The sequence below is a fragment of the Actinomadura sp. 6N118 genome (assembly GCF_044326415.1).
GTDB lineage: Bacteria > Actinomycetota > Actinomycetes > Streptosporangiales > Streptosporangiaceae > Spirillospora.
The window spans coordinates 182955-209944 of record NZ_JBIRAZ010000003.1; the positions used below are offsets into that span (position 1 = coordinate 182955).

Annotated in this window: 18 protein-coding genes and 2 pseudogenes; 9 read left to right on the top strand and 11 right to left on the bottom strand. The window is 72.1% G+C overall.

What is annotated here, in order from left to right:
* Positions 1-63 precede the first annotated feature (63 nt).
* The 6 genes from ACH34W_RS08675 to ACH34W_RS08700 form a co-directional block, all read right to left on the bottom strand.
* Positions 64-1938 carry an AAA family ATPase gene (locus ACH34W_RS08675; RefSeq protein ID WP_395960223.1) on the bottom strand — a complete coding sequence of 625 codons (1875 nt, stop codon included), beginning with the start codon at positions 1936-1938 and terminating at the stop codon, positions 64-66.
* A gap of 127 nt (positions 1939-2065) precedes the next feature.
* A complete protein-coding gene (locus ACH34W_RS08680; RefSeq protein WP_395960224.1) occupies positions 2066-3190 on the bottom strand; it encodes a DUF4255 domain-containing protein in 1125 nt (374 codons plus the stop codon).
* Positions 3187-3417: a hypothetical protein gene (locus ACH34W_RS08685; protein ID WP_395960225.1), complete on the bottom strand. Its 231-nt coding sequence runs from the start codon at positions 3415-3417 to the stop codon at positions 3187-3189. Before ACH34W_RS08685 ends, ACH34W_RS08680 begins: the two co-directional genes overlap by 4 nt.
* An 875-nt stretch (positions 3418-4292) precedes the next feature.
* Complete coding sequence (locus tag ACH34W_RS08690) at positions 4293-4934, bottom strand: hypothetical protein (protein WP_395960226.1); 642 nt, start codon at positions 4932-4934, stop codon at positions 4293-4295.
* A gap of 7 nt (positions 4935-4941) precedes the next feature.
* On the bottom strand, positions 4942-5445 hold the full coding sequence (locus tag ACH34W_RS08695; protein ID WP_395960227.1) for a phage tail protein: 504 nt from the start codon (positions 5443-5445) through the stop codon (positions 4942-4944).
* Positions 5442-7424: a phage tail sheath subtilisin-like domain-containing protein gene (locus ACH34W_RS08700; RefSeq protein WP_395960228.1), complete on the bottom strand. Its 1983-nt coding sequence runs from the start codon at positions 7422-7424 to the stop codon at positions 5442-5444. The genes ACH34W_RS08695 and ACH34W_RS08700 overlap by 4 nt, the downstream gene beginning before the upstream one ends.
* 150 nt (positions 7425-7574) lie before the next feature.
* Between ACH34W_RS08700 and ACH34W_RS08705 the strand changes: the two genes are divergently transcribed.
* Positions 7575-9590: a DUF4157 domain-containing protein gene (locus tag ACH34W_RS08705; RefSeq protein ID WP_395960229.1), complete on the top strand. Its 2016-nt coding sequence runs from the start codon at positions 7575-7577 to the stop codon at positions 9588-9590.
* Between the two features lies 1 nt (position 9591).
* A complete protein-coding gene (locus tag ACH34W_RS08710; RefSeq protein ID WP_395960230.1) occupies positions 9592-11970 on the top strand; it encodes a DUF4157 domain-containing protein in 2379 nt (792 codons plus the stop codon).
* On the opposite strand, the gene ACH34W_RS08715 is transcribed toward ACH34W_RS08710, so the two are convergent.
* The 3 genes and pseudogenes from ACH34W_RS08715 to ACH34W_RS08725 all read right to left on the bottom strand — a co-directional run.
* A complete protein-coding gene (locus tag ACH34W_RS08715; RefSeq protein WP_395960231.1) occupies positions 11967-12170 on the bottom strand; it encodes a hypothetical protein in 204 nt (67 codons plus the stop codon). The genes ACH34W_RS08710 and ACH34W_RS08715 overlap by 4 nt on opposite strands.
* Before the next feature lie 41 nt (positions 12171-12211).
* Positions 12212-12985 carry a BTAD domain-containing putative transcriptional regulator gene (locus ACH34W_RS08720; protein WP_395960232.1) on the bottom strand — a complete coding sequence of 258 codons (774 nt, stop codon included), beginning with the start codon at positions 12983-12985 and terminating at the stop codon, positions 12212-12214.
* A 20-nt stretch (positions 12986-13005) separates the two neighbouring features.
* Positions 13006-13546, bottom strand: a pseudogene (locus ACH34W_RS08725) (DDE-type integrase/transposase/recombinase); the annotation flags it as partial.
* 217 nt (positions 13547-13763) lie between these two features.
* Here ACH34W_RS08725 and ACH34W_RS08730 point away from each other — a divergent pair.
* Positions 13764-13991, top strand: a pseudogene (locus tag ACH34W_RS08730) (transposase); the annotation flags it as partial.
* 611 nt (positions 13992-14602) lie between these two features.
* Here the strand turns inward: ACH34W_RS08730 and ACH34W_RS08735 are convergent.
* Both ACH34W_RS08735 and ACH34W_RS08740 read right to left on the bottom strand, forming a co-directional pair.
* Complete coding sequence (locus tag ACH34W_RS08735) at positions 14603-16612, bottom strand: GMC family oxidoreductase N-terminal domain-containing protein (RefSeq protein WP_395960233.1); 2010 nt, start codon at positions 16610-16612, stop codon at positions 14603-14605.
* A gap of 32 nt (positions 16613-16644) precedes the next feature.
* Positions 16645-17502: an alpha/beta fold hydrolase gene (locus ACH34W_RS08740; protein ID WP_395960234.1), complete on the bottom strand. Its 858-nt coding sequence runs from the start codon at positions 17500-17502 to the stop codon at positions 16645-16647.
* 208 nt (positions 17503-17710) lie between these two features.
* Here ACH34W_RS08740 and ACH34W_RS08745 point away from each other — a divergent pair, with 208 nt between their 5' ends.
* From ACH34W_RS08745 to ACH34W_RS08770, 6 genes are all read left to right on the top strand, one after another.
* Positions 17711-19219, top strand: coding sequence for an aldehyde dehydrogenase family protein (locus ACH34W_RS08745; protein ID WP_395960235.1), 1509 nt, complete (start codon positions 17711-17713; stop codon positions 19217-19219).
* Between the two features lie 134 nt (positions 19220-19353).
* Positions 19354-20937, top strand: coding sequence for a sugar ABC transporter ATP-binding protein (locus ACH34W_RS08750; protein WP_395960236.1), 1584 nt, complete (start codon positions 19354-19356; stop codon positions 20935-20937).
* Positions 20938-20990: 53 nt separating this feature from the next.
* Complete coding sequence (locus ACH34W_RS08755) at positions 20991-22109, top strand: ABC transporter permease (RefSeq protein ID WP_395960237.1); 1119 nt, start codon at positions 20991-20993, stop codon at positions 22107-22109.
* Positions 22110-22615: 506 nt separating this feature from the next.
* The gene (locus ACH34W_RS08760) at positions 22616-23341 is read left to right on the top strand and encodes a sugar ABC transporter substrate-binding protein (RefSeq protein ID WP_395960238.1); all 726 of its coding nucleotides are present in this window, start codon (positions 22616-22618) and stop codon (positions 23339-23341) included.
* Between the two features lie 52 nt (positions 23342-23393).
* A complete protein-coding gene (locus tag ACH34W_RS08765) occupies positions 23394-24839 on the top strand; it encodes an aldehyde dehydrogenase family protein (protein WP_395960239.1) in 1446 nt (481 codons plus the stop codon).
* Between the two features lie 219 nt (positions 24840-25058).
* Entirely contained in the window at positions 25059-26963 is a 1905-nt protein-coding gene (locus tag ACH34W_RS08770) for an FAD-dependent oxidoreductase (RefSeq protein ID WP_395960240.1), read from the top strand.
* The last annotated feature ends 27 nt before the right edge of the window (positions 26964-26990 follow it).

Genomic DNA, 26990 nt, shown 5'->3' on the forward strand with positions numbered 1-26990 from the left:
GGAGGGAAAATCGGGGGTCAAAGCGCCGTGACCCGCCGTGCCGAAGGCGCGTCCATGGGTAGGTCATGCCGGATCCTCCGTCCAGACCTTGCCGAGCTTGTCGTATTCGCGCCGGAGCGCATGGTCGAGGTGGTGGGGCCGGACCCGGCCGCCGTCGGCGGCGGCCAGGAACGCGGCGGCCAGCGCGGCGTTCTGCACCGAGCCGCCCGCCAGCTCGCGCCCGGCGAGCGCGGCGACGTCGAGTTCCTCCAGCGGCGTCTGCGCCGGAAAGGACCGGCGCCACAGCCGTTCGCGCAGTGCGGGTCCCGGGAGGTCGAAGCGGATGGAGAAGCGCAGCCGCCGCAGGAACGCCTCGTCCAGCGCCTGCCGCTTGTTGGTGGCCAACACGACCAGGCCGGTGAAGGTCTCCACCCGCTGGAGCAGGAAGTTGACCTCCAGGTTCGCCCACCGGTCGTGCGCGTCCCGCTGCTCGGTGCGGCGGCCGAACAGCGCGTCGCACTCGTCGAAGAAGAGCACGGCGGCGGCACGTTCGGCCTCGTCGAAGGCCAGTGCGAGGTTCTTCTCGGTCTCGCCGATGTATTTCGACACCACCGCCGACAGGTCGATGCGGTAAAGGTCCTGGTCCAAGGTGGCGGCCAGGGCATCGGCCGCCATCGTCTTACCGGTGCCGGGCGGGCCGGACAGCAGGACCGCCACCCCCTGGCCGCGCGGCAGGCGCTCGCGGAAGCCCCACTCGTCCAGCACCAGGTCCTGCAGCGCGACGTGCGCGACGATCTCCTCTAGCTGCGCCCGTACGTCGGCCGGGAGCACCAGATCATCAAGGGTGAAGGCGGGCACCACCAGGGTCGCCACCCGGCGCAGCTCGTGCCGGGGCAGCCTGCGGGCCGCCTGCCAAACATCGTCGGGTCCCAGCTCCCTCCCGCCGGCCGCGACCACCCGCTCCGCCTGCCGCAGCGCCGCCCGCATGTCGGCCTCGCCGAGCGCCAGCCGAGCGCCTAGCCGGGCAGCGCAGCGTTCGGCATCCGGTCCGTGCAGTCCCGCCCGGGCCAGCGCCCGCAGCCAGGCCGCCGCGCGTTCTGCCGGAGCGGGCCGGGGCAGGTCGATCACTTGGACCCCGTACGCGGGGGCGGCGGGGTCACCGTAGGCGACCAGCGGTCCGTCCTCGGGCGTCCAGGCCAGCTCCGCCAGCCGTTCGGCGGGAACCACCGGGACCAGCCCGCCCAGGCGGGCCGCCAGGCGCAGCTCGCCGGCCGGAACCGTGGTCCCATCGAGCGCCGCGGCTCCGTGCCGGCACACCGCCGCCCGCGCCAGGTCCGCCGCCTCGGGCCCGCCGCGCAGCAACACCGCACCGCCGGCCAGCAGCGCCGCGACCAGCCCGGCCCCCTCGTGCTCCTGCTCCGGCTCCGCCTCGTCCTCGTGCCGCGATGCCGGGAGCCCGCTGTCCAGGACCCGGCGGGCTGTCGGAGTCAGCCGGAGTACGGCTTCAGGACCGGCCACGGGCTCGAGCAGGCCACGGTGGACCAGCGGGTCGGCCGGCTCCCAGGACGGCGGTGCGGACAATCCGAAGGGGCGCAGCACCAGCCGGAGCAGCGCGGCCGAGGCGTACCGCCGGGTCCCGTCATCGTGCCCGCAGCCCAGCAGCACGGCGAACTGGGGATCGGTCTCCGCCCACCAGACGGCGGCTACGGTGAGCCGCTCGACCGGGTCGAGCCCGAGCGCGGTGAGCACCTCGTCCTCGACCATCACCGAGGTCAGCAGCTCCCCGAACGCGGCACAGTGCGCCTGGTCCGCAGGCGGCGGGGGCCCGACCGCTGCCACCAGCCGGTTGATCTCCGCACCCGGGGCGTCATCCCCCTCCGCCCACCTGCTCCGCAACCACAGCAGGTAATGCCGCAGGGCCAGGCACAGCAAGTCGCGTGCGGCGTCCAAGGCGGTCATGGCGCCGCCCTGTCCGGACTGAGGAGCGTCACGATCGTGAGCGTCCGAGCGATCTTGTAGGCGACGAGGGGAGACAGGGCGGCAAAGCGCCATGACCTGGAGCGGCGGAGCCGCGGCCATAGGCCCGTCATGGGGTCACCCGTACCGGGACCGGATCGCCTGTGACGTGCCGCGAGCGGAGGGTCAGGGTGTGCTCGCCCGGCGCGTCCGGGACCTCGAACTCCACCGACGTCGCGGTCACCGATGTCACCGGGACGGGGACGGCGTCGAGGAACAGCTCGGTCCCCGGGGCCGAGTGCGCGGTGGCAAGCGTGACCGGCGCGCCCACCGTGAGCGCGCCGCCACCAGGGACGGTACGGATCGTAGGGACGATCGTGAGAGCCGTGCTGTCCTGACCCGCGGGCAGACCCTCGGCGAGCGCGACCACGTCCAGGCTGCGGATACCGGGTACCAGGTCGTGCCGGGGCAGCCGCATCGTGCGGGCGTCCGGCCCGGTCGTCACGGTCGTCATCGGCCAGCCCTCGGGCGGCGCGCCGGCCGGGTCGTCGGGGTCGGCGGCGAGCCGGAACGAGGCCCCGGCGCCGGCCCCGGAGACGGTCACCTTGGTCGTGACGTCCCCGCCCAGCCGAGCCGGGTCGGGCGCTCCGAGGCGAGGCCCCGGCCGGCCCACGGTGATCACCGGCGGGCCGGTCACCGGCGGGCCCGGCTGGTGGGTGCGCTGCTGCTCCACCACGACCAGGCCCACCGAGTAGGCGATCGACAGCCGCAGTGGCTTGGTCGCGGCCGTCCAGATCCGCGACACGTTCTCCATGTCGAAGTCGTCCATGGTGATGCGGATCGGCTCCAGCAGCACCGGCGGCGGGGTGGGCAGGAACGGCGAGCCGGGCCCCACTATCGGGCTCTCGTGCAGCCGCCGCATGACCGCCGCGAGCGCGACGTGGATGAGCTCCTCGGAGTCGCCTGCGGAGGTCGGGGCGGCCCCGTACGCGCTGAGCAGGTAGTGCAGGCGGACCGCGAGGGGCGGTGCTCCGCGGGCTGTCCGGGTGCCGTTGCGGGGGTGCTCCATGTTGCGGAAGGCCGCGTTCGGTGTGATCCGGTAGAGGAACCAGTTGAGCCGTGGCCCGTCGTCGTCCCGGTCCAGGGGGCCGACGGTGACCGCGGGCTTCTGCGTGATTCCGGCGTCGGACAGCCCGGTGTCGGTGAGCTTCTTCAGCGTCTCGTCGACCGCCAGGAAGGCGCGGGCAGGGGTCACGACGCACCACCCGAGCCGTGCCGGGACCGGCCCTGCCTGCGGGCGGCCAGCGACCCGAGGGCGTCGGCGGGCGGAGCCGCGGCGGGCGGGGAGAAGACCGTGATCTGGCCGATGTTGACGACCGGCTCGGGCGCGGGCGCCGGCTGTGCCTCCGCCGGTCCGGCGAGCCAGCTCGAGGCGGCCCTCCCCAGATCGAGAGCGGCGGCGCCGGTGCCGTCTGGCGGCATGCTGGATCGTACGGCTGCAGGTTCGACTGATGCGTTGGCCTCGTGCGACTGCTGAGCGGACGGCGCCGATGATCGCGGGTCGCCCGGCCCCGTGATCGGTACCGCCGAATGCGTTGCGGCCGGCCCAGCAGCCCATGCCGACGGACGCGCATCGGCCCACTCGCCGGAGAGCCCAGCCAGAGGCGGGACGTTGGGCTCCGGGGACGGCCCGTATGGTCGCGCGGCTGCCCCACCTCCGGACAACTCAGGTTCTGTTGACGCCGCAGCCGTTGAGGCGATGGATACTTCCATGGAAGGCGCGGACAATGACGCGGCGGCGGGAGCTGCTGGTGGTGGCGCCACCGGCGAGGCGGCGGCCGGTCCCGTCAGTGGCGCGGCAGCCTCCCCCGGCGTGGGCGCGGACGAAGACGTGGCAGTTGCTCCTGGTGACAGCACGGACCACATCGCGGCGGCTACCGTAGGCAGCCGGGACGGTGACGTGGCGGCCGATCTTGGTGGCAGCGCGGATGGCGATGTGGCAGCCGATCCCGGTGTCAGCGCGGACGACAGCGAGGCAGCCGCACCCATAGCCAGCGCGGACGGTGAGGTGGCAGGCGCACCTGCTTGCCGCGCGGAGGGTGAACGGGCTGCCGATCCTGGTGGCAGCACGGATGTCGTGGCCGTTGTCGGCGCGGGAGCTGGTGCGGCGGGTCCAGTCGCGGCGGATGCGGCCTCCGGCGCGGTCGGGCGTTCGGCTAGAGGAGCGGCGGACGGCGGCTGGGCCGATGGGGACCCGCCGACCGCCGGTTCGCCGACCCCCACGTTGGCGTGGGGGCCGAGGGTGCCCCAGCGGATGGCGGGGCGGCTCGCCCGGCCGGTCATCCGCGACAGCGCGCTCACCGTCCCGCTCCGTCCGCGATCAGGGCCGCGAACCGCCGGCGGCGTTCCCTGGGCAGCGCCTCGATCGTCGCCAGGTCCCACCCGTACGCCGAAGCCAGCAGGTGCACCTCGGCGTCCAGCCCGTCGAGCACCCGCAGCAGGGCGCGCAGCAGCAGGCTCTGCAGGTCGATCGGCTCCTCGACGTCGGCCCCGCACCCGGCGCAGGCGAACACCAGCGGCCCGACCAGCGAGTCGTCGATCAGCACGAAGTCCGCGGCGGACGGCTCGCGGGCGGGGTCGCCGACCACGCAGCGACGCAGCAGCACGGCATCGCCCGTGCCGTCGGCGGGCAGCCCGGCCAGGTCGGCGTACGTCGGCTGGCGCAGCCCGCCGCGCACGCCGAGCACGGCGCTGCGGGGCCGTACCGCGGGCACCGTGTCGGGGCCGAGCCGTACCGCGCTCACCGTCGCGCAGGCCGGGCAGGCGAGCGCCAACTCCAGATCCTGCCCGGTCAGCTCGCGGTGCAGCGCCAGCAGCAGCCGGTCGCCGTCGGCCACCCGCGTGCTCGCCGGGTCGTGCCCTGCGGCGGCCAGCACCACGGCGACCTGGCCCAGCTCGGTGGCCTGCGCGCGCATCCCGGCGAGATCCCGCTCGTCCACGGCGGGCCTAGGTCTCCGCCGGAGCGACCCAGGCGACATCGCGCTCCCAGCTCTCCAGCTCGATCTTGATCGTCTCGATGGCCACCGCGGCGTTGGCCGCGTCCAGCTGCGGCAGGCCCTGGAACTCCGAGACCCAGCACCGGTTGAGCTTGTAGGAGATGACCTTCTGCCCGGCCTCGTTGAAGATGTCCACGATCAGGTCCTTGCGGAACCCGGTCAGCGACTGCGGGTTGTTCAGCGAGTGCACCAGGTTGGCCCACTTCTCGAACTCCACGTCCAGGGTGACGCCGCGCTCCAGGGTGACCGCGTCGTACTTGGTCACCCCGGGGCTCTTGCGCTCGCGTGCCGGGTCGGCCCCGTCGCGGTGCACCACCGGGGTGGTGGTGCGCTTGAGCGGGCCCATCTTCGACAGGCCGGCCACGTAGGCGCCGTCCCACATCACCCGGAACATGAACGTCTTGTACGGGTCGTAGCGGTCCGCGCCGCCGACCTTGAACGCAGCCACCCTCACGCCTCCAGGTTCGAGATATGGGTGATGGAGATGATCACGAACTCAGCCGGCTTGAGCGGGGCGAAGCCGACCACCACGTTGACCCGGCCCAGATCGATCTCCGACTGCGGGTTGACGGACTCGTCGCACGTCACGAAGAAACTGTCGGACTCGGCCCGGCTCGGACCCTGCTGGAACGCGCCCTGGTCGAACAGGGTGCGCATGAACGTGGTCACCGCGAGCCTCAGCTGGCCCCACAGGTCCGGGTCGTTGCCCTCGAACACCGCGAACTGGGTGCCCAGATAGAGCGAGCCGGCGATGAAGCTGGTCAGCCTGCGGACCGGCACGTACTTGTAGTCCGAGCTCTGGGTGTCGGCGCCCTTGATCGTGCGCGCGCCCCAGATGACCGCGCCCGCGCCCGGGAAGGTCCGCAGCACGTTGACGCCGCGCGGGTTGAGCACCCCGGACAGGTTGTCGTCGGTGCCGGCGCTGAGCCCGGCGATGCCCGCGATCCCGCCGTCGGCCAGGCCCGCCGGGGCCTTCCAGACGCCGCGGGAGGCATCGGTACGGGCCATGACGCCCGCGACCGCGCCGCAGGCGGGCAGGCTGAGCGTCAGCGGCAGGCCGCCCGGTCCGGGCTCCACCACCGTGACCCGCGGGTAGTAGATCGCGCCGTGCTCGCCGAGCGCCGGCAGCCCGCCGAGGTTGGGCGCGGGGGCGACCGGCCACACCTTGGGCGTGTCGACGATCAGGAACGCCCGCTCCCGGACGCAGTAGGCCAGCGCCTCGGTGAGCTTCTGGTTGTTGACCAGTGTGGCGGTGTCGGCCAGGTTGCTGGCTGGGAGGTCGGGCAGGCACAGCAGGTTGAACCGGGGGAACTCCAGCGAGCCGAGCGCGTAGATGCCGCCGTCTCCTGAGGTCGGCACGACGCTGTCGGCGCTGAACGTGCCGTCCGAGCCCCCGGTGAACCCGGCCGGCGCAAGGGTCTCGGCGGGCCGTGCCTTCGCCGCGCCCGACACCTCGGCGCCGCCCCAGGTACGGCCGAGCTTGAGCACCTGGGAGGCGTCGTTCTGCGGAGCGACGAGCACGACGACCGACCGGTTGGGCCCCGCGGTCCCGGTGGTGGTGAGCAGGAAGTTGGTGTTGCCGCCGGCCGCCGTGATCGGCACCCCGGCGGCGGCGGCCGCGTCGTTGATGCCCTTGCGGATGTCGGCCTTGCTGGTGGCCGCCGCCGGGGACTTGGTGGAGATGACCAGATCGACCGGCGGGCCGTAGTCGACGGCGACCCGCAGGGTGCCGGTGGTGGTCCCGATCGTCACGTCGCCGGTGCCCACGTCGCCGCCGGTCGAGGTGGCCTGGTCGGTGGTCGTCGGCGCGTTGGCCGCGACCGTCGCGGTGACCAGCGTGGACCCCGCGAGGACGGTGGGGGCGTACCGCAGATGCGCGGAGGCCATGGACAGGTTGCCGAACGTCTCCTCGGTGAGCAGCGCCGACTCCCCGGTGCGCGGATCCCGGCCGCGGAGCCGGATCGTCACGCCGAACAGGTCGGCCGGGTTCTCCGCCGTGCCGTAGGCGACGGCGGCCTCCATCCCCTGCCCACCCGCCTTGTTGGCCCACACGCCCGCGCCCCTGGCGGTGAGGGTGAGGACCGGTGGCGGCGGTGTGCCGGTGGTGTGCACCAGGTTGGCGGTCGCCGCCGGGGCGGGCTTGACCTGGGCGCCGTCGGGCACGGTGCCGACCACCCGGACGACCAGCGCCTGCGCGCCGCCGTTGACGAAGAACAGCTGGACGGCGTGCCCCATCGGACGGGCCTCGTCCCATGGCAGCCCGAAGGTGCGGACGTATTCGGCCATGCTCCGGACGGCGACCGGCGTGTTGACCGGTCCCTGCCGGGTCTGCCCGACGAACGCGGTGACCGAGGTGGAGACACCCACGATGGTGCGCACCCCGGACGGGACTTCCTGCACATAGACGCCCGGGAAGGAGGTCTGGACCGGCATCGGTGCCCCTTGGACGGCCGAGAAGTGGAATTCTCATCTTCCCCGCGGTTCCGTCACCGTTCCGTCACTGCCGCGTCACCGTGCGGGCGGCCCGGACGGGGTGACGGGGATGTGACGCCGTGGTTCTTTGATAGTGGGTGGGGGTGAGTCATGCACGCCACGGCACAACTCAGCCGCGACGGCACCCCGGCGGGCCTCGTCCGCCGGGCGGTGAGCGGCGGCGGGCGGCCGCTGGAAGCGAGCGTCCGCGCCGACATGGAGGACAAGCTCGGGCACTCGTTCGGCGACGTACAGGTGCACACCGGCGCGGTGCCCGACGCCGCCGCGCGGGCCATCGGCGCCACCGCCTACACCTCCGGAGCGAACGTGGTGTTCCGGGACGGGCACTACACGCCGGAGACGGCGGCGGGGCGGCGCACGCTCGCGCACGAGCTGACCCATGTGGTCCAGCAGCGCCAGGGCGCGGTGTCCGGGGCGCACGGCGTGCAAGGGCTGCGGATCAGCGAGCCCGGCGACCGGTTCGAGGCGGAGGCCGACCGGGTCGCCGAGACCGTCGTGGCCGGCGGGCGGGCCCCGGGATCGGTCATGGCTGCCACCCGGCCCGTGATCCAGCGCTGCGGCTCCACTCCGCCCGACCAGTGCGGGTGCCACGGCGGAGGCCATGGCGAGGAGACGATCCAGCGGCAGACCCCGCCGCCCGGGGGCAGCGGAGCGGCGCAGGGGCCGACCGTCCCCCGTCCGGCCGCGCTGCCGCTGGATCAGGGTTTCGAGCTGTACGACGTCCCGGGGCTTCCGCCGGAGGTCACCGCCGCGATCCCGGAAGGCAAGGTGACCACACTGGTCCCGCTGGCGGTCTTCCAGGGGCCGGGGTCGGCGGCCCAGCGCGGCACCGAGGCGCTCGCCGTCGGGGCGCGCAGCGGCCTGGCCGCCGCGAACACCTCGCTGCAGACCTTCGGCCTGCCGGGGTCGGGGGCCGGGCAGACCTCGGTCGGCATCGTGGCGATCCCGCGGACGAACGTGACCGCCCCGGTGACCTCGCCGCAGTTCAACTTCTTCGACCCGGCCGCGCCGCTGGACTACTGGGGGCACACCGCCCTGTACGTGCGGCAGGCCGGCAAGATCGTGGCGGTCCGCGGGTTCAACCCGGTCACCGGCACGTGGGCCGGCATCGTGGATCTGGTGCGCAACTTCAAGGCCGTCGAGAGCGGCGCCAAGGGCGCGCCGGGCGTGCTGTCCTCGGATGCCTACCTGTTCACCTCGACGGCGGCGCGGACCCTGGAGTACCCGATCACCCCCGAGCAGGCGACCCGGCTGCTGGGCACGATCCCCGAGGTCGGGCCCGGCGGACGGCCCGGGGTCCCGCTGGAATACACCGCCGTGCCGTCCAACTACGCGGCCGGGCGGCCCGGGCTGGCCCAGCCGTTCTGCGTCGGCTCCAACTGCGGCCTGTGGGCGATCGGCCAGATCGAGGAAGGCCTCGGCGGTCCGGTCGGGCGGCCAGGACAGGGCTCGGTGACCTCGATCGGCGGCGAGGGCAGCGCCTCCCAGGGCGAGGTCATCAAGCTGATCAACGAGGCGTCCAAGGTCCGCGAGGCCGGCGGCCCGTCGCCGCTGGAGACGCCGGCCGGAGCGGCCGGGCCCGCGGTGGCCACCCAGTTCCCGCGGCTGCTGCGGGTGCTCAAGATCGGCGGCAGGGTGCTGATGGTCGTCGGGCTGGTGGTCGGCGGCCTGGAGATCGCCTTCGCCACCAAGGAGCAGCGGCCCCGGGTGATCGCGGGTGTGGCCGGCGGCCTTGCGGGCGGTCTGATCCTCGGCGCCGGAGCCGGTCTGCTGTGTGCCGCCACCGCGCCGTTGTGCCTGGTCGTGGCCGGGCTCACGCTGGGGTTCGCGGGCGGCATCGCCGGGCGGTTCCTTGCCGAGAAGGCCTTCGACGCCTCCGTCAACCCGCCGCAGCGGTCGGCGGGCGGTAAGCCGTCGGACTGCCCGAACTGCCACGAGTCACTCGCTCCGGCCAAGGCGGATACCTCGTGGATGTTCAACCTCTTCGAGGACGCCAGGAAGACCGGTTCGGGCAGCCAGAACACGCTCGGTCCCGCCGACCTGGAGGTCCTGCTGCGCTGGCTGGGTCCGCCTCCGCCGGTGGGCGGCCCGGCCGCCCCGCGCTGACATGCGAGCCCATGCCCAGGCGCCCACGCCCGCGCCCAAGTCCACGCCCAAGTCCACGCCGCAGCGGCAGTCACCGCTGCGGCTGGGCGGCAGCCGCGACCCCCTGGAGCACGAGGCGGACCGGCTGGCCGCCCGGTTGGTGGCCGGAGGATCGCTCACTGCCGGCGAGATCTCGGGTGACCACTCGCACGGGGCTGCCCGGCCCTCGGCCGCAGGGTCCGGCGCGGCCTCCGGACCCGTACCGGCCGCCGTGCACGCGGCCCTCGCCCGCCCAGGCACGCCCCTGCCCGCCGCCGACCGGGAGTTCTTCGAGCCCCGCCTCGGCGTCGACCTCGGCGATGTACGGCTGCGCACCGGGTCCGACGCCGACGCGGCCGCCCGCGCCGTCGACGCGCACGCCTTCACCGTCGGCAGCGACGTCGTCTTCGGGCACTCGGCGGGCTCACGCCATACGCTCGCCCATGAACTGGTCCACGTCGCGCAGCAGCGCAGCGGCGGCCGGGGTGTGCTGCGCCGCCAGAGCGCGCCCGCGACCGCCGACGCCAAGGAGGAGACCGCCCGCGCCGCGGTGCGCTTCCTGGAGGAGCTGGGCGAACAGCTGCGCACACAGCGGGACACCGCCAAGGCGGATCTGGGAAGGACGCCGACGCTTGACATCGCCGACCGGGTGGCGGAGCGATTCAACCAGACGAACGTGCAGGCGGCGCTGAGCAGCGGCAAGGCGGTCTACGAAGCGCAGCATCTCATCCAGCAGCCGGATGCGGTGGTGGTCGGCGAGCTGCGCGCGGCCTACACCGCGTTCCTGCACACGGTCCGGGAGGCGGCGGACACCGCGCTGGGGATCGCCTACCGCGCCCGTTTCGACGTCCGCTCCCGCGAGGAGCCCCGCTACGGCGAGACGCTGGCGCGCTGGCTCGAATCGACAGCGTTCCGGACGGAGATGCTGGCCGGGCGGACCGCCTTCACCCCGGCTGAGGCCGCCGCGTCGACCACGTACGAAGGCGACCTGGACGCGGTGCTCGCCAAGCTGCCGTACGCCAATCTCGCCGACCCCGGCACCGTGTCTCGGCTCATCGACTCCCTCGGCAAGGCACAGACACAGGTGACGCCCGGCCCGACCGGGCACGCCAGGCCCGCCGCGGTCCTCGCCCGGGCGGCGGCGGCGCGCGATGCCGTCCGCGCCGTCCGGGACACCGCCCGCGACGGCGGCACCGTGCTCGACGCGGCGGCCACCGCGCTGGCCGGGTGGCACGGCGATCCGGCCGACCCGGCGCATGCCGCGGCCGGTGCGGGCCTGCAGCTGTACTTCCGGACCGTCGATCCCGAGTACGCCCGGCTCGTCGTCCGGCGGTTGCAGCTGATGTCCGCCGAGCTGAACGGGGGCCGCTCGCTCTACATGCACCTGCCGTACCGGGCCCGCGGCCGGCAGGAGGCCTGCGATGTGCCCAACGTGCTCGGCGAGTCCCCGGTGCCGTACGAGATCATCCTCTGCCGCCCGCCCAGCGCGGCGCGGCAGAGCGCGGACACCCTCACGCTGCTGCACGAGCTCGCACACGCGGTGGTCCCCGGCCGCGGCTCCCGGGAGAAGGCGGCGTACGAATCACGGCCGCTCGACCGTGCCTACGCGGGCGAACGGCTGCTGACCCGGTTGTCGACCGAGGAGGCGCTGGCCAACGCGGAGAGCTATGCCTCGCTGGCGTTCCTGCTCGCCGGACGCGGCGGGGCGATCAAGCGGATCCCGGCCGACGTCGCCATGGGCTGCACTCCGGACGACTCTGGCCGGGTGCTGGACGCGGCCGCGTGGTCGCAGGCGCTCATGCGGCGTGCCCTGACGCATATCGACGTGTGGCGGCAGGAGTTCCAGCAGACCGGGGCCTACCCCGATGACGCGCGGGCGAAGGTTACCGTCGTGTTCGGCAGCGCTCCCGACGACGCCCGGATCACGGCGATCCTCACCGACATGACCACGATCAACAGGTCCGCGACGACCTGGCTGCTGGGGGCCAGCTTCACCTGCGAACCCGACGGCAGCAAGCGCTGCCCGGCCGGCGTGGTCGGCGCGACATCGGACTGGACCGTCGAGGCGGCGTCCGTGAGCAAACGCGCCAAGGCCGACAGCGCGGTCGCGCGGTCGGTCTGTCCCGGGTTCCACGCCCTGACCGTGCCGCAGCAGCAGCGGGTGGCCCTCGCGCTCATGGCACTGCAGATGGGGGCCATCGTGCGGCCCGAGGACATCCTGCTGTACGCCCAGCTGGCGCAGGACATCTGGGACATCCCCGCACCACCGGCCGCCGGGCTCGCCGACCACCGCGCCGCCGACGCCCGCGCCGCCGCGGCACCCCCGGCGCCCCGCCCGGTGCGCGTCGGCCCCAACCCCTAGCCGCCCTCCAGCGACCGCGCCAGCCACTCCCCCACCAGCTCCATCAGCTGTGCGGGATCGGTGACGACCGTCGACTCACCGGGCTCGCGCGCGTCCGGGGTCGAGGTGACGCGGGCACGGAAGCCGCCGTCGGCGGCTTCCGCCTCCAGCCAGACATAGACGACGAGGACGGCGCTCCTGGCCCGCGGTGGCTCGTCCATGCCCACTCCAGGCACATTGCCCGCCCGCCGTCACAAGCCCGTCACGGACCTGTCACCGGGAGCAGCGCGGTCAGCCTCCGCGACGGTGCGATGCCGAGCTCGCTGCGCAGCAGGTCGCGGACGAACGCATAGTGCCGCAGCGCCTCCACCACGTTGCCCTCGGCCAGATGGATGCCGATCACCACCCGGTGGGCGCTCTCCCGCAACGGCTCGGACTGCACCGCCTCCAGCACCAGCTGCAACGCCCGCGCATAGTCGCCCTCGTCGGCCATCAGCTGCGCGTACGCCTCCAGCGCGTGCAGGCGAAGCTGCCGCAGCCGCTCCCGCTCGAAGATCACCCAGTCGTCGTACCAGCCCGGCAGCAGCTCGCCGCCGTCCAGCAGCACCCGCTCCCGGACCCCGGTCCGCTGCCCGGCCGTCCCGGCCACTGCCAGCGCCAGATCCCGGCAGTCCACGGCCAGCCCGGCGCCCAGCGCGAGTCGCTCGCCCACCGCGTCGATCAGCGTCGGCCCGGCCCGGTGCAGCCGCCACATCGTGGTGCGCAGGCTGCCCTGCGCGTTGTGCTCGGTCACCTCGGGCCACAGCGTGCCCGCCACCAGCGACCTGGGTGAGCTGCCCCGGATACCGAGAAAGGCCAGAAGTCGCCGCCCGTTCGCGGGCGGGTTCACCACCGTGCCGGACAGTTCGAGCTGGAAACCTCCGAGCAGCCTCAGCCGGCTGCCGCATTTGACCCCCGTCAAGGCGGTCTCCTCCTCCGTCGTCCCCCGCCCTTTACTCCCGCACCGACCCGCGCCCCTGTCAAGGGCAAACCCCATCGAAATCAGACCCTGGAGGGCTAGGTGTACTGCCCAGGGACGTTGGTCAATCTGGTGATGGGTGGTTTGCCGCCGGTGGTGATTGTGGTGATGGAGCCAGGCCGGTAGCGCTTTGCGGCGTGCCTGCTCAGAGTTGTAGAAACGGCCCAGGGCCCCGCCGTCGGCCAGGGTGCGGCGGAAGCGTTCGACCTTGCCGTTGGTCCGTGGCCGGTAGGGCCGGGTCTTTTGGGGGCGGATGCCCAGTTCGGTGCAGGCGTCGCGCCAGGCGTGGGATTTGTAGGCCGAGCCGTTGTCGGTCAGCACGCGCTCGGTGGTGACGCCGCGTTCGGCGAACCAGGCCACGGCGTTGCGCAGCACGGCGATCGCGGTGGTGGCCTTCTCGTCGTCACAGATCTCGGCGTAGGCCAGGCTGGAGTGGTCGTCGACGACGGTGTGCACGAACGCGGTGTGCACGAATGCGGTGCCGACCCGGGGCTCGTAGCGGCTGTTGCGGGCCCCGGTGCGGCGGGCGGTGGCCTCCCGGTTGCGTTCGCCCTGGACGCGGCCGACATAGCGCCAGCCGAAGACACCCGCGAGGGGTCAGGGCAGCGTTAGCGTGGGACACCAAGGCCTCCTGTTGGCGGAGCGGTTCCTAGACAGCTCCACTCCACAACCGGAGGCCTTCACCCTTCACGCAGACACGCACGGTCAGACCGTGTCGTCACACAACCTCAACCAACCTGCCTGGGCAGTACAGCTAGGGCGTGTCCGGTGGGTCTTGGTGTTTGTGGTGGGCATGGTGCGTCGTCATGAGCTCACCGATGCCGCGTGGGTGCGGATCAAGCCGCTGCTTCCTGCTCATCCGCGTCAGGGTGGCCGGTGGTTGGATCACCGGACCGTTCTGAACGGGATCTAGTGGAAGCTGGCGACCGGGGCGCCGTGGCGGGATCTGCCCGAGCGGTATGGCAATTGGAAGACCGTCTATGAGCGGTACCGGCGGTGGGCGGGAGAACACACCCTCACGCGGTAGTCGACTGCGGATCGCATGTGGCCGACCACCATGTGCCCATGATGATCCCGCTGCTTTCGGTCATCCACGTTATCTGATATCCGCTCATCGGCTACTTGTTTCATTGCCTTAGGACCGGTGCCCGGTTACCGCTCTCTTAGCCTTGCCAAGATCGCTTGACGGAACTAGATCAGACCGACGTAGATCGACCGGCTTTATTGCCTGGACCGCAAGAGGCCGTCGAGCTCGGAGCCACAGCCCCACCAACGCCCACCTCTTAGATCACCGAGAGTGACGGACATTGAAACGGGCTCTCTCCAAGATCTGGAGAGAAATGGGAGATCATCTCTGCGTTGAAGGGGGCCCAACGGCGCTGAACGGAGTTGAACGGAGGCTTATGAACTGCACAGATACCTCACAACGCAGGTCAGGGGTGATCGCGGATTACCTTGACACGGTAGAGGTCACTGGTTCAATCCCAGTATCGCCCACGAGTCGGGCCATCGTGGTCGACGCAGCTGCGTCTTCCCGGTGGCCCGCTGTGTTTATCCGGGGGGCGACCCCCGGACCCCCGCGTGCGACCCTCGCCGCTCATCTGTGACCGCGGCGGAGGTCGGGAATCCGAGAGTTTATTCGGGCGCCCGGTTTCCCGTTGCGGCCGCGATGGGGTTACGGCGGGCTCGGTCGGAGATGATGTGGTCCGACGTCTTGCTGGCGAAGGCCTCGATGGAGATCATCGGGTTGACCCCCGGCGCCGTCGGGAGCGCCGAAGCATCGACGATGTAGACGCCGCGCGTGTCGTGCAACTGCCCGCGTCCGTCGACCACCGAGGTCCGCGGGTCGGTTCCCGTCGCGCAGGTGCCGGACTGGTGGGCCGACAGGGTGAGGATGTCGGATCGGGAGAGCCGGCGCAGGCGTCCGAGGAACACCTCGAAGTCCTCGCCCTCGTGCCATCGCGGGTCTCCCGGCAGGAAGGTGAAGATCTCCTTGGCGCCCGCCGCCTTGAGCAGTTTCGCGAGCTCGACGTGGCACCGGCGGACGACCGCCAGGTCGATGGGGTCGTCGAGTTCCCACGTGACCAGCGGCATCCCGTCGTCGCCACGCCGGACCGTGCCCGCCCCGTGGTCGCGGGCGAAGCCCCAGATGCCGGAGACGTGGCGCAGCCGGAGCTGCTCGTGCTTGTGCTGCTCGCCGTTGTGCCACGCGGTGAGGGCGGTCCAGAAGCCCAGGCCCATCGGTGCGGCCTCGATGACGAACCCGTGGTCGCCCTCGACGTGGTCGAAGTCGTGACTGACGCAGGTCAGGATCTGGCCGGCCCATCCTTCGACGACTTCGTCGAACACGCCGCTCATGAAGTACGAAGGATGCACGTGAAGGTTGTGGCCCACGGCCGGGCCGCCAAGGGACGAGGCCTGTAGCAGGGTGGGCGTGGCGAGCGCTCCCGCCGCCAGGACGACCACCGGGGCGTGGACCATGATGTCCCGGACCGAGCCGTCGTCGCTCGTGAGGCGGGCGCGGACACCGGTGGCCACCCCGTCCGCCTGCAAGATCTCCTGCACGTCGCATCTCGGCAACAGGAGCGCTCCGTCGTCGCTGGCATCCTGCAGGAAGGTCTTCATCGTGGATTGCTTGCACCCGGTCAGGCATCCCGCGTTGCATTCGCCGCAATAGCGCGAGTCGTCATCGCGTGCGTTGCGGGCCACCACAGCATGGGCGAGCCCGGCGGCCTCGAACGCCCGCATGAGGATCCGGTTGACGCCGTTATGCACGCTGTTGGACGGGGTGGCGTTGATCCGCGTCATCACCGACGCCACATGCGCCCCGAAGGTCTGGGAGTCGGCCTGTTCCATGCCGAGCCGGGCCCACTCCGCCAGCACGTAGTCCGGGGGCGGGAGGCAGGCCATGGAGTTGACGGTCGTACCGCCCCCGACCGTCGAGCCGGCCAGGAGGCCGACACTCGCGGTCGTCGACCAGATGAACCCACCACCGAGGTAGAGGTTGGGGAAGGAGAGCGCCTCGAGCTGAGGAAGGTCGGGCTCGTTACGGTAGGCGCCCTTCTCCAGAACCATGACCTTCAGGCCCGCGGCGGCGAGCCGGGCCGCTGCCGCCCCTCCTCCGGCGCCCGAGCCGACTATGACCGCGTCGGCCGTGAGCACGCCGGCATCCTCCGGCACCTCCAGGGTGCGCAACGTCTTGGGGAATTGAGCCTCCGTCGGCGGCTCCAACAGCGGGCCCGGATAACCGATGGCGGGCCAGGTGGGGTTGGTGAGCCGCTCATCCGGCGCGGTGTAGAACATCGCCAAGATCGTGCTCTGCAGGATGATCGCGCCAGGGTACGTCGCGGGACCCGAGAGCACCCCGGTCCACCGAGAGACGCGCTCGGCCTCGTCCGCGGCGACGAAATCGGCGCCGAGAGCCTCCAGCGCCGCGGACACGAGTGCCCGCACGTGCGGGGCCATCGCAGGAAGCACCATGCCCAGGATCTGGTCGACGCCGACCGCGGAAGCAGTGGTGGTCAGCAGCGTCGCTTCCTGGGGACCGCACCCGGCAGGGTCGACCCATGGCACGAGCGTGTCGCACAGGGCGCGCAACAGCCGGGGGTCGTAGGTCGTCGGACCTTCGGGATCGTTGTCGTTCATGCCAGGGCTCCGTTGCTGGTCGAGGTAACAGATCAGGGAAGGTCCAACCTCGCGAGGAAGTCGTTCACGAGCTGAGCCACCTGTTCGGGCTTCTGCTCCATCAGCGGGATGGTGCCGCCCTCGATGAACGCGACGTCGACCGAGCGGGCGCTGACCAGGTGCGCTTGCAGCCTAGCCACGTCAGGGAGGGCGAAGGGATCCGCCTCCGCTCCGATCACGAGGACCGGCGCCGTGACGAGGGGGATCCGGTCCTCCATGACGTAGCGCGCGCACGCCTTGTGCCCCTCCGCAGGGTCGACGCCCGGGGCCAGGGCATCGCGGACGAAACGGTTGAGCAGGTCCGGCCGGCCAGCGGGATAGTAGGGTCGGCGCAACGCCCAGAGTTCGACCAGATGCGTCCCGTCCTCGGCGGTCACGGCCTCGTCCACCCCTGGGCCGCCGGCATGTGACTCCCGGTAGGCCGCGTCCGTCCAGGGCCCGGAGGACAGCACCAGCGCGTCGACCCGGGCGCGCGCGCTCGCCGCCATCTCGACTCCGGCCGCCGCCCCCGTGTGGTGCCCGAGCACGACGGCGGATCGGATGCCGAGGGCGTCGAGCAGGGCGAACGCTCCCTGCGCGATCTGCTCGATGGTCTGCGGCGACGCGACGGGAGCGCTCATTCCGAACCCGAGCATGTCCATGGCGATCACCCTGCGCCCGCGCGCCAGGAGCGGCTGGACCTCCCGGAACTCGTCGTGTGAACGCGGGGTCTGGTGGAGCAGGAGGACGGCGGGCCCGGTGCCCTGTTCCGCGTAGTGGAGTTGACCGAAGCGGGTGTCGGCGTACCCGCGCCGTAGCCCCGGAGATCCGGGCGAGCCCGAGGCGGTGGAGGCGTCGGCCGTCGTGGTCATCGCGTACTCCCGGGTCGGTCACGTCCTTGGGGCCAGATAGGCACATCTTCGGGCCGGCTGGGCGGATCCACAGTGTCATCGGTCCGCTGACCGGACCATCGCCCCGGTGTCTCGCGCGGGGCAGGGTGCAGAATTCGCCGCATCGCGCTCCGCCCGGACCTGGGCGGACACCCGCATCCGTGCGGTGCGACGCGGCGAGAGGAACGCCATGACCACCACCACAACGTCCCGGGCCGCCTATGTCCCGCCGGGCGACTACCGCCAGCTGATCGGTGGCGACTGGACGGCGGCGGCCAGGACCTTCGAAGCGGTCGACCCGAGCGTCGGCCGGCCGTGGGCCACCCTTCCCCAGGGGACCGAGGCCGACGTCGAGTCCGCCGTGGCCGCCGCTCGCCGCGCGTTCGGGGCCTGGGGACGGACCACGCCCGACAAGCGGCAGGCCGCCCTGCTCGCCATCGCCGACAGGTTCGAGCGGCAGGGTGAGCGATTCGCGCCGCTGCTGGCGACGGAGAACGGCCGCCCGATCCGCGAGGCCTTCATGGCCGACATCCCGACGGTCAGCGCGATCTTCCGCTTCTTCGCGGGGGTGCTGCACGGCCTGAACGGCGAGCAGATCCCGGTCGCCGACCCGAACACCCTCGTGTACACCAGATGCGCTCCGCTCGGGGTCATCGCCGCGGTGCTGCCATGGAACTCACCGCTGATCACCTTCGCGAACAAGGTGGCGCCGGCGCTCGCCGCCGGCAACACGGTCGTCGTCAAGCCGTCGGAGTACGCGTCCGCGAGCATCCTGGAGTTCACCCGGCTGATCGCAGACCTGCTCCCGGACGGGGTGCTCAATGTGATCACGGGCGTGGGGCCGGAGACGGGCGCGGCGCTGGTGGCGCATCCGGACATCGCCAAGATCACCTTTACCGGCGGCCCGGCCACCGCGCGCGCGATCCTGGGAGCGGCCGGCCGGACGCTGACGCCGAGCCTCATGGAGCTCGGCGGCAAGGGCGCCATGATCGTGGCCGCCGACGCCGACCTGGAGTGCGCGGTGTCGGACGCGCTGCTGGGGATCTACCTCGCCAACGGTGAGGCCTGCATCGCCGCCTCGCGTCTCCTGGTGCACGAGTCCGTGCATGACGAGTTCGTCCAGCGCTTCGCCGAAACGGCACGCGGGATCCGCGTGGGCGACGCGACGGACCCGGCCAGCGAGATGGGTCCACTGGTATCGGCCCGTCACCGTGACGTGGTGCGCGGCCATCTCGACCGCGCCCGCGCCGACGGCGTACGGGTGATCACCGGGGACGAGCCGCTGGAGCTGCCGCCGGGCCTGGAGGGCGGCTACTACCAGCGGCCGGTTCTGCTGGCCGATCCCGAAGGCACCGCCGCGATCACCCGGACCGAGGTCTTCGGCCCCGTCACGGTCGTCGAGCGGTACCGCGACGACCAGGAGGCCGTGGCACGGGCCAACTCGACCCGCTACGGGCTCGCCGCCGGGGTCTGGACCCGGGATCTGCGTCGGGCGCACCTCATCGCCGACCAGCTCGAGGCCGGGATCATCTGGATCAACCGCTGGTTCGACCTCCCGCCCGGGATGCCGATGGGCGGCGTCGGCGACAGCGGCTTCGGGCGGGAACTCTCGGCGCAGACACTGCGGGAGTACACCGCGACCAAGGCGGTCAACATCGATCTCGGCCGCGAGCGCCCGGCACTGTGGAATCTGAGCTGAACACCTGGTGGGAGCGGTTGTGGCACCGGTTTGCTCACCGGAACGCGCCGCTTCTCCCCCGCCGCGGCGGCTGCCAGGGTGGCTGCCAATTCGATGGTCGTACGTTCTCGGACCCTTCTCTCCGGAGGCAGGCCATGTCCAACAATCCGATGAGCCCGCCCCCCGTGCCGTCCGGACCCGCCGCGACGCCGCCCCCCGCCACGACCCCGGCCCCCGTCGTGGAGGTGCGCGGAGTCTCCAGGCATTACCCGGGCGTGCTGGCTCTCGACGACGCGAGCCTGGTCCTCCGCCCCGGCGAGATCCACGCGCTGACCGGTGAGAACGGCTCGGGCAAGTCCACCCTGGCGAAAATCATCGGCGGTGTCGAGCAGCCCGACGGTGGAGTGATCCTCGTCGACGGCCACCAGACGCCGATCCCCGACCCGGCCGCCGCCCTCCGGCTCGGCATTGTCATGATCAGCCAGGAGCTGACCCTGGCGGGTCAGCTGTCGGTCGCCGAGAACGTGTTCCTGGGCCGGCTTCCCCGCAGCCGGGGCGTGGTCGACTGGGCGCGGGTCCGGCGCGAGGCGCGCGCGCAACTGCGCTCGCTCGGCGTGCACGTCGACGTCGACGCCCGCGTCCGCGATCTCAGCGTGGAGCTGCAGCAGGAGGTCGAGATCGCCCGCGCCGTGTCGTCCCGGGCGCGGCTGCTCATCCTCGACGAGGCCACCAGCTCGCTGTCCGAGACCGCCACCGAGCGGCTCCTGCAGCTCGTCCGGGACCGCGCCCGGGACGGTGTCTCCGTGCTGATGATCTCCCATCGCATGCCGGAGCTGTACTCGAGCGCGGGCTCGGCGACCGTGCTGCGGGACGGGAGGGTCGTCGGAACCATCCCGCTGCCCCAGACCCCCGAGCGCGAGCTGGTGCAGATGATGGTGGGACGGGAGCTGCACGACTACTACGGGTCCCGCGACGCCTCCCCGGGCGAGATCGTCCTGGAGGTCCGGGACCTCGCGGCCGCGGACGGGGCGCTGACGCCGACGTCCTTCGACGTCCGGGGCGGAGAGGTTCTCGGGATCGCGGGCCTGGTCGGCTCGGGCAAGGCGCAGATCGGGCTCGCCCTGGGCGGGGCGATACCCGCCACCGGCACGGTGCGGGTCAACGGAAGGACGGTGCCCCTGGGCGATCCCCGGCGGGCGCTGGAGGCCGGCATCGGCCTCGTCCCGGACGACCGGAAGCGGTCGGCGCTCCTGCCCACCCGCGACGTCGCGGAGAACATGTCGCTGACCTGGCTGCGGTCGCTGTCCCGCTTCGGCGTCGTCCCCAGCAGAGAGGAGAAGCGACGGGTGCGCGACGCCATGGCGACCTATGGCGTCAAGGCCTCGTCGCCCGGACAGCGCATCACCCAGTTGTCGGGAGGCAATCAGCAGAAGGTCGTCCTCGGGCGCGTCTTCGCGCTCGGCTGCCCGGTCTACGTGCTCAGCGAACCCACCCGGGGCGTGGACGTCGGCGCCAAGAGCCAGATCTACGCGCTGCTCCAGGAACTGACCGAGCAGGGTGCCGCCGTCGTCATCGTCAGCTCGGAACTGCCGGAGCTGATCGGCCTGGCCGACCGCGTCATCGTCTGCTTCCAGGGCTCGGTGCGAGGCGAGGTCGGCAGTGCCGCTCTCACCGAGCAGACCCTCAACGACATCGCCGTCAGCGGCCACGTCCACGCGGATCATGACGCCTTGAACTGAGCCGGGTGTCGTCCGACGACGCCTTCTTCTCCCGATGAATCTGGAGCACCTCCATGGCCAACGACACCGACACCTCGGAACGAAGCCGGAAAGTCTCCGCCCCGGGCCCCGCGGAGGCGGCGGAGAACCCACGGGGCGCGGGCCGCCTCGACGCGCTCCGGCGGGCGTCCGTCCCGATCCGGCGGGCGTCCGCCAGGAGCACCGGCGTGCTGACCGGCCTGGTCCTGCTGTGCGCCTACATGGCGCTCACCGAGCCGATCTTCCTCACCTGGGGGAACATCACCAATATCGTCGCGTCGAACACGGTCATCCTGGTGCTCGCCGTCGGCGCCACCTTCGTCATCATCTCCGGCGGCATCGACCTGTCCACCGCCTCCGCCGCCGCGGTCACCGGCATGACCTACGGACTGCTGCTGAAAAACGGCCAGGGCGCCCTGGTCGCGGTGGGCGGCGCGCTGCTGGCCGGGCTGCTGCTCGGCGTGGTCAACGGTGTGCTGATCGCCTACGTCAGGGTGTCGTTCCTGGTGGTCACCCTGGGCACGCTCGCGGTCTTCGAGAGCGTCGCGCTGGTCATGAACCACGGCAGGACGGTCAACACGTTCTCCTTCGGCGCCTTTCAGCCGGTGTACAAGTTCGCGCTCAACGACGTCGGCGGAATTCCCTATCTGCTGATCTTCGACGTGGTGCTCGTCGCCGGCGCGGCGCTCACCCTGAAGTACACCTCGTTCGGCCGCGCCGTGTACGCCGTCGGCTCCAACCCCGAGGCGGCCCGCCTCAACGGAATCAAGGTGGCCCGGACGATCTTCTCTGTGTACCTGCTGGCCGGCCTCGCCGCCGCGACGGCCAGCCTGGTCCAGATCGGCCGCCTGACCGGCGCGAGCCCGACCATCGACTCCACGCTGCTGCTGACCGTGATAGCGGCCGTGCTCATCGGTGGCACGGCGTACACCGGCGGCGAGGGCGGTGTCGGGGGCACGGTGCTCGGCGTCGTCTTCCTGGGGGTCATCCAGAACGGCCTGACGCTCAGTGATGTCTCGACGTTCTGGCGCGGCACCGTGAACGGCGTCGTGCTCATCGTCGCGGTGGCCTTCGGCGTGGCCCGCGCACGCGGCTGGCTGACCCTGCGACGTCCAGCGGCGCCCGGTCCCCGCCAGAAGGCGGCTGGCACCTGACGACACAGCCCCCCGAAGGCCCCAGACCCCGCCGGACGCCCCGCCCGGCCCATCCCCCACTCGGCCGGCGCTCTGCCGCCCATCGCCTCGCGACCGCCCAGCCCATCGCCTCCGTACACCGCCCCGCGCTCGCACACCGCCCCGGCGTTCGCCTAGTGCACGTTTACCCGCGCTTCCCGCAGCGCCCCGTGAGAACCATCTTTGGAGGCACCGTCCATGGCAACACCTGCAGCAAAGACCAGAATCATCAGCATTGCCGGAGTCGCGGTCATGATGGCGGCGCTCGGCGCCTGTGGAGAATCGTCGGACGCGGCGAGCGACGTCTCGGTCGCGTACTCGAGCCCGGTCGCGTCCCAGCCGGGTCAGCAGGCGTTGGCCCGCGGCTTCAAGGCCGGAGCGGGCGAGCTCGGCTGGTCCGCGGACGTGATCGACGCCAACCTGTCCGCCGACGCCCAGGTGTCCAACGTCCAGACCATGATCCAGAAGCGGGTCGGCGCCATCGGGTTGTGGACCCTCGACCCCGGCGCCATGGAGGGACCTTCGCACAGGCGGGCACCGCGAAGATCCCGGTCATCGCGATCAACTCCCAGGGCAACGGCATCGCGTCCAGCGTGTGGTGGCAGCTCTACCTCTGTGAGGACGACTCCCCGCTCAAGCAGTCGGCGCAACGAATCGCGAAGGCAAGGCCCAGCGGCAAGGTCATCGTCATCGGCGGCCCTCCCGTGCCGTCGCTCCAGGCCAACGTCAAATGCTTCAGCGACGCCGCCAGGGCGGCCGGGCTGACGATCGTGAACCAGACCGACAACACCAAGGACACCTCGGCCAACGCCGCGACGCTGACCGCGGACCTGTTCGCCAAGTACCGGGACGTCGACGCGGTGTGGGCCTACAACGACTCCTCGGCCCTGGGCGCCTCGGCCTCGGCCGTCGCGGCGGGTCTCACCGTCTCCAACGGCACCACGCGCGGTGTGATCATCGAGGGCACCAACGGTGACCCTGAGGCCATCGAGGCGATCCGGCAGGGCCGGCTCACCGGCACGTGGGACCCCAACCCGGTGGTCACCGGAATGGCTCTCATCAAGGCGATGCAGGACGCGACCGGGGGCCAGACAGGCAAACGGTACGTGGTGCGATCGGTGTACTACAATGCGTCGAACATCGGCAGCTACGTCGCTCCCGAAAAGCAATCGTTCAAGCTCGCCAACCTGCCGATCGAGACGAGCGGCAAGTGACCCCGTCGCCGGCACGCACCCGGGCCGCACACGCCCGGAATATGGAGATCTCATGGTGAGCACGCGGCTGCTTGTCGCAGGCGAGTGGGTCGATGCCGCGTCGGGCGCGACCAGCGAAACGCGCAATCCGGCGAACGGCCAGATCATCGGCACCTTCGCCGAGGCGGGTACGGCCGACGTCGACGCCGCGGTCGCGGCGGCGCGGGCGGCGTTCGAGTCCGTCGCCTGGCGGGCGATGACCCCCGACGAGAGGGGCCGGCTGCTGTGGCGGGTCGCCGAGCTGATCGAGCGTGACGCCAAGGAGCTCGCCGAACTGGAGACCCTGGACCAGGGGCAGCCCGGTTTCGTCAGCGGCGGAGTCAGCGTTCCGCTGGCCGCGCAGGTCTTCCGCTACTACGCCGGCTTCGCGACCAAGATCGAGGGAACCGTCTCGCCGGTGTCGATCCCGGGGAACCTGACCTACCAGCACCGGCTGCCCGTCGGCGTCTGCGCCCTCATCACACCGTGGAACTTTCCCCTCGCGATCGCGGCCTGGAAGCTGGCCCCGGCGCTGGCGACCGGGAACACGGTCATCCTCAAGCCGGCCGAGCAGACCCCGCTGTCGACGGTCCGGCTCGCCGAGCTGTGCGTCGAGGCGGGCGTCCCCGCGGGCGTGGTCAACCTGCTCACCGGCGGCCCGGACGTGGGCAGGGCGCTCGTCGTCCACCGCGGGGTCGACAAGATCTCCTTCACCGGCTCCACCGCGGTGGGACAGCAGATCGTGCGCGCTTCGGCGGACGACCTCAAGCGGGTCAGCCTGGAACTCGGCGGGAAGGCGCCGAGCATCGTGTGCGCGGACGCCGACATCGACGCCGCCGTCATGGGCAACCTCCAAGGAGCGATCTTCAACACCGGCCAGGCCTGCGGCGCGTACACGCGTTTCTTCGTCCAGCGCTCGCGCGTCGACGAGTTCACCGAGAAGATCGCCGCGGCGGCGGGCTCCCTGGCCATCGGGCCGGGGAGCGATCCCGACACCGTCGTGGGCCCGCTGGTGTCCCAGGAGCACCTGGACCGGGTCGCGTCGTACGTCGGCACCGGGGTGGATCAGGGAGCGCAGCTGGTCACCGGCGGGCAGCGGGTCGGCGGCGACCTGGCCGAGGGGTTCTTCTACCGGCCCACGGTCTTCGGCGAGGTGCGCGACGACATGACGATCGCCCGTGAGGAGATCTTCGGCCCGGTGCTGTCGATCATGCCGTACGACGACCTCGACGAGGCCGTGGCCCGTGCCAACGACACCGACTACGGGCTGGCGGCCGTCCTGTGGACCAAGGACCTCGCCACGGCCCACACCGTCCCGCCCCGCATCCACGCGGGCACCGTCTTCGTGAACCAGCTTCCGCTCATCGACCCGGGCGCGCCCTGGGGCGGATTCGGAATGAGCGGGTGGGGGCGCGAGCTCGGCGCCTACTCCATCGAGGAATTCACCGAGACGCAGTCGGTCTTCCTCAACATCGGCTGATCCGGCCGGCGGCCGGTCAGCGACGCCCGGCCGCCGTCACCGACCTCAACGCGCACGCGACCATCACCGCCTTGATGACGGCTGCCCTGATGGCGGCTGCCCTCCACCCGGCGATCTGCTCGCCCGAGATGTGAGCCCCCTGGTCCGCTCAGCGGAACGTCGGCATTGTGCCTGGTCGCGCGGGGTGGTCGAGTCCCTCCCTAGAACGAATGGAGCGTCATGAACGCATCGAGCCCGGCGCTGAACACCACCGGCACGCCGGCGGCCAGGGTGCTGGAACTGCTGTGCGACACGCTGGTCCCCGCCGTCGACGGTGGCGAGGGCGCGGCGCGCGAGCTGCTCGGACGTCCCGCCTCCGAACTCGGCATCGCCGGCCTCGTCGCCTCCGGCGCCCCGGCCGGTCTGCTCGATCGCCTCGCCGCGTCCTCCTTCGCCGATGACGACCTCGACCGGCGCACCGCGACCCTGCGCGCGCTGGACGGCGATCCGGCGCTGCGGTCGCTGCGCGCGAGCGTCCTCGCCCTCTTCTACGCCACGCTCGACGCCGAGGGGCGCAACCCGAACTGGCCGGCGGTCGGCTACCCGGGCCCGCTGAGCGCGCCGCCGCCGGCCGGCACCCCCGCGCCGATCGCCCCGCTGACCGTCGCGGGCGACGACGCGACGCTCGACGCGGACGTCGTCGTGGTCGGCTCCGGCGCCGGCGGCGCGGTCGTCGCCGCCGAGGCGGCCGCCGCGGGACGGTCGGTCGTCGTCCTGGAAAGCGGCCCCTACCTGCGGGAACCGGACTTCCACCAGCTCGAGATCACGGCCGCGAAGATGTTCCTCCACGGCGGCCTGTTCTTCTCGCAGGAGGCCACGCTCGGCATGCTCGCCGGCGCGACCCTCGGCGGGGGCACGACGATCAACTCGATGGTGTCGCTGCGCACCCGCGACGACGTGCGGGCGGATTGGGCCAAGAACGGCCTCGACGGGCTCGACGGCGCCGCCTACGACGCCCACCTCGACGCGGTGTGCGCGCGCCTGAACGTCAACACCGAGCACAGCGTCCCGAACCGCAACTCGCAGCGCCTGGTCGACGGGCTCGAGGCGTCCGGCCGGCCGTGGGAGCCGCTGCCGCGCAACTGCACACCGGACGACGACCCGCGCTTCTGCGGATACTGCCACTTCGGCTGCCAGCGCGGCGCCAAGCGCTCCACGCTGCGGACCTACCTTGAGGACGCCGTCGCGGACGGCGCCCGCATCGTCGTCGACTGCCGCGCCGACGCGGTGCTGTCCCGCGACGGCCGCGCGGCCGGCGTCGCCGCGACCGTCACCCATCCCGACGGCACCACGACCGGGCTCACGGTGCACGCCCCTACCGTGGTCGTCGCCGCGGGGAGCCTGGAATCGCCGGCGTTGCTTCTGCGCAGCGGCATCGGCGGCCCGAACGTCGGCCGGTTCCTGCGGGTGCATCCGACGTGGTTCGCCGCCGGTGTCTACGACGACCCGATCGAGGCCTGGAACGGGCAGGTGCAGTCCGTCGCCGCGTTCGACCGGGTCGCCGACGGCAGCGGCTGGCTGGTCGAGACGACGACGCTCGCACCGGGCGGATGGGCCTCGCAGATCCCGTGGATCTCCGGCCGGGACCACAAGCTGCGGATGCTCGACCTGGCGCACACCGCGCCCTGGCACGCGGTCGGCCACGACCACGGGTCGGGCCGGGTGACGATCGACGAGCGCGGCGAGGCGCGCGTCAGCTGGCGGCTCGACGACCCGGCCGACGAGCGGATCGGGCGGAGGGGCTGCGCCGACATCGCGAGCCTGCACCTGGCGGCCGGCGCCCGCGCCGTCTACACGTTGCACCACGGCGAGCTCGCGTGGCGCCGAGGCGAAGACGAGGCGGCCTTCCTGGCGACCGTGGAGCGCACCCGCCCGTCGACGCCGTACTCGGCGCACCAGCTCGGCTCCTGCCGGCTGGGCGGCGATCCGGCGACCTCGGTCGCCGACCCGGACGGGCAGCTGCGCGACGTGCGCGGGGTGTGGATCGGCGACGCCTCGGCGCTGCCCACCGCCCCCGGCGTCAACCCGATGATCACGATCATGGCGATGGCGAGGCGCACGGCGCATCGCATGCTCGCCGCATAGCCCGCGCCGGTTCCCTGGAGGATCGCG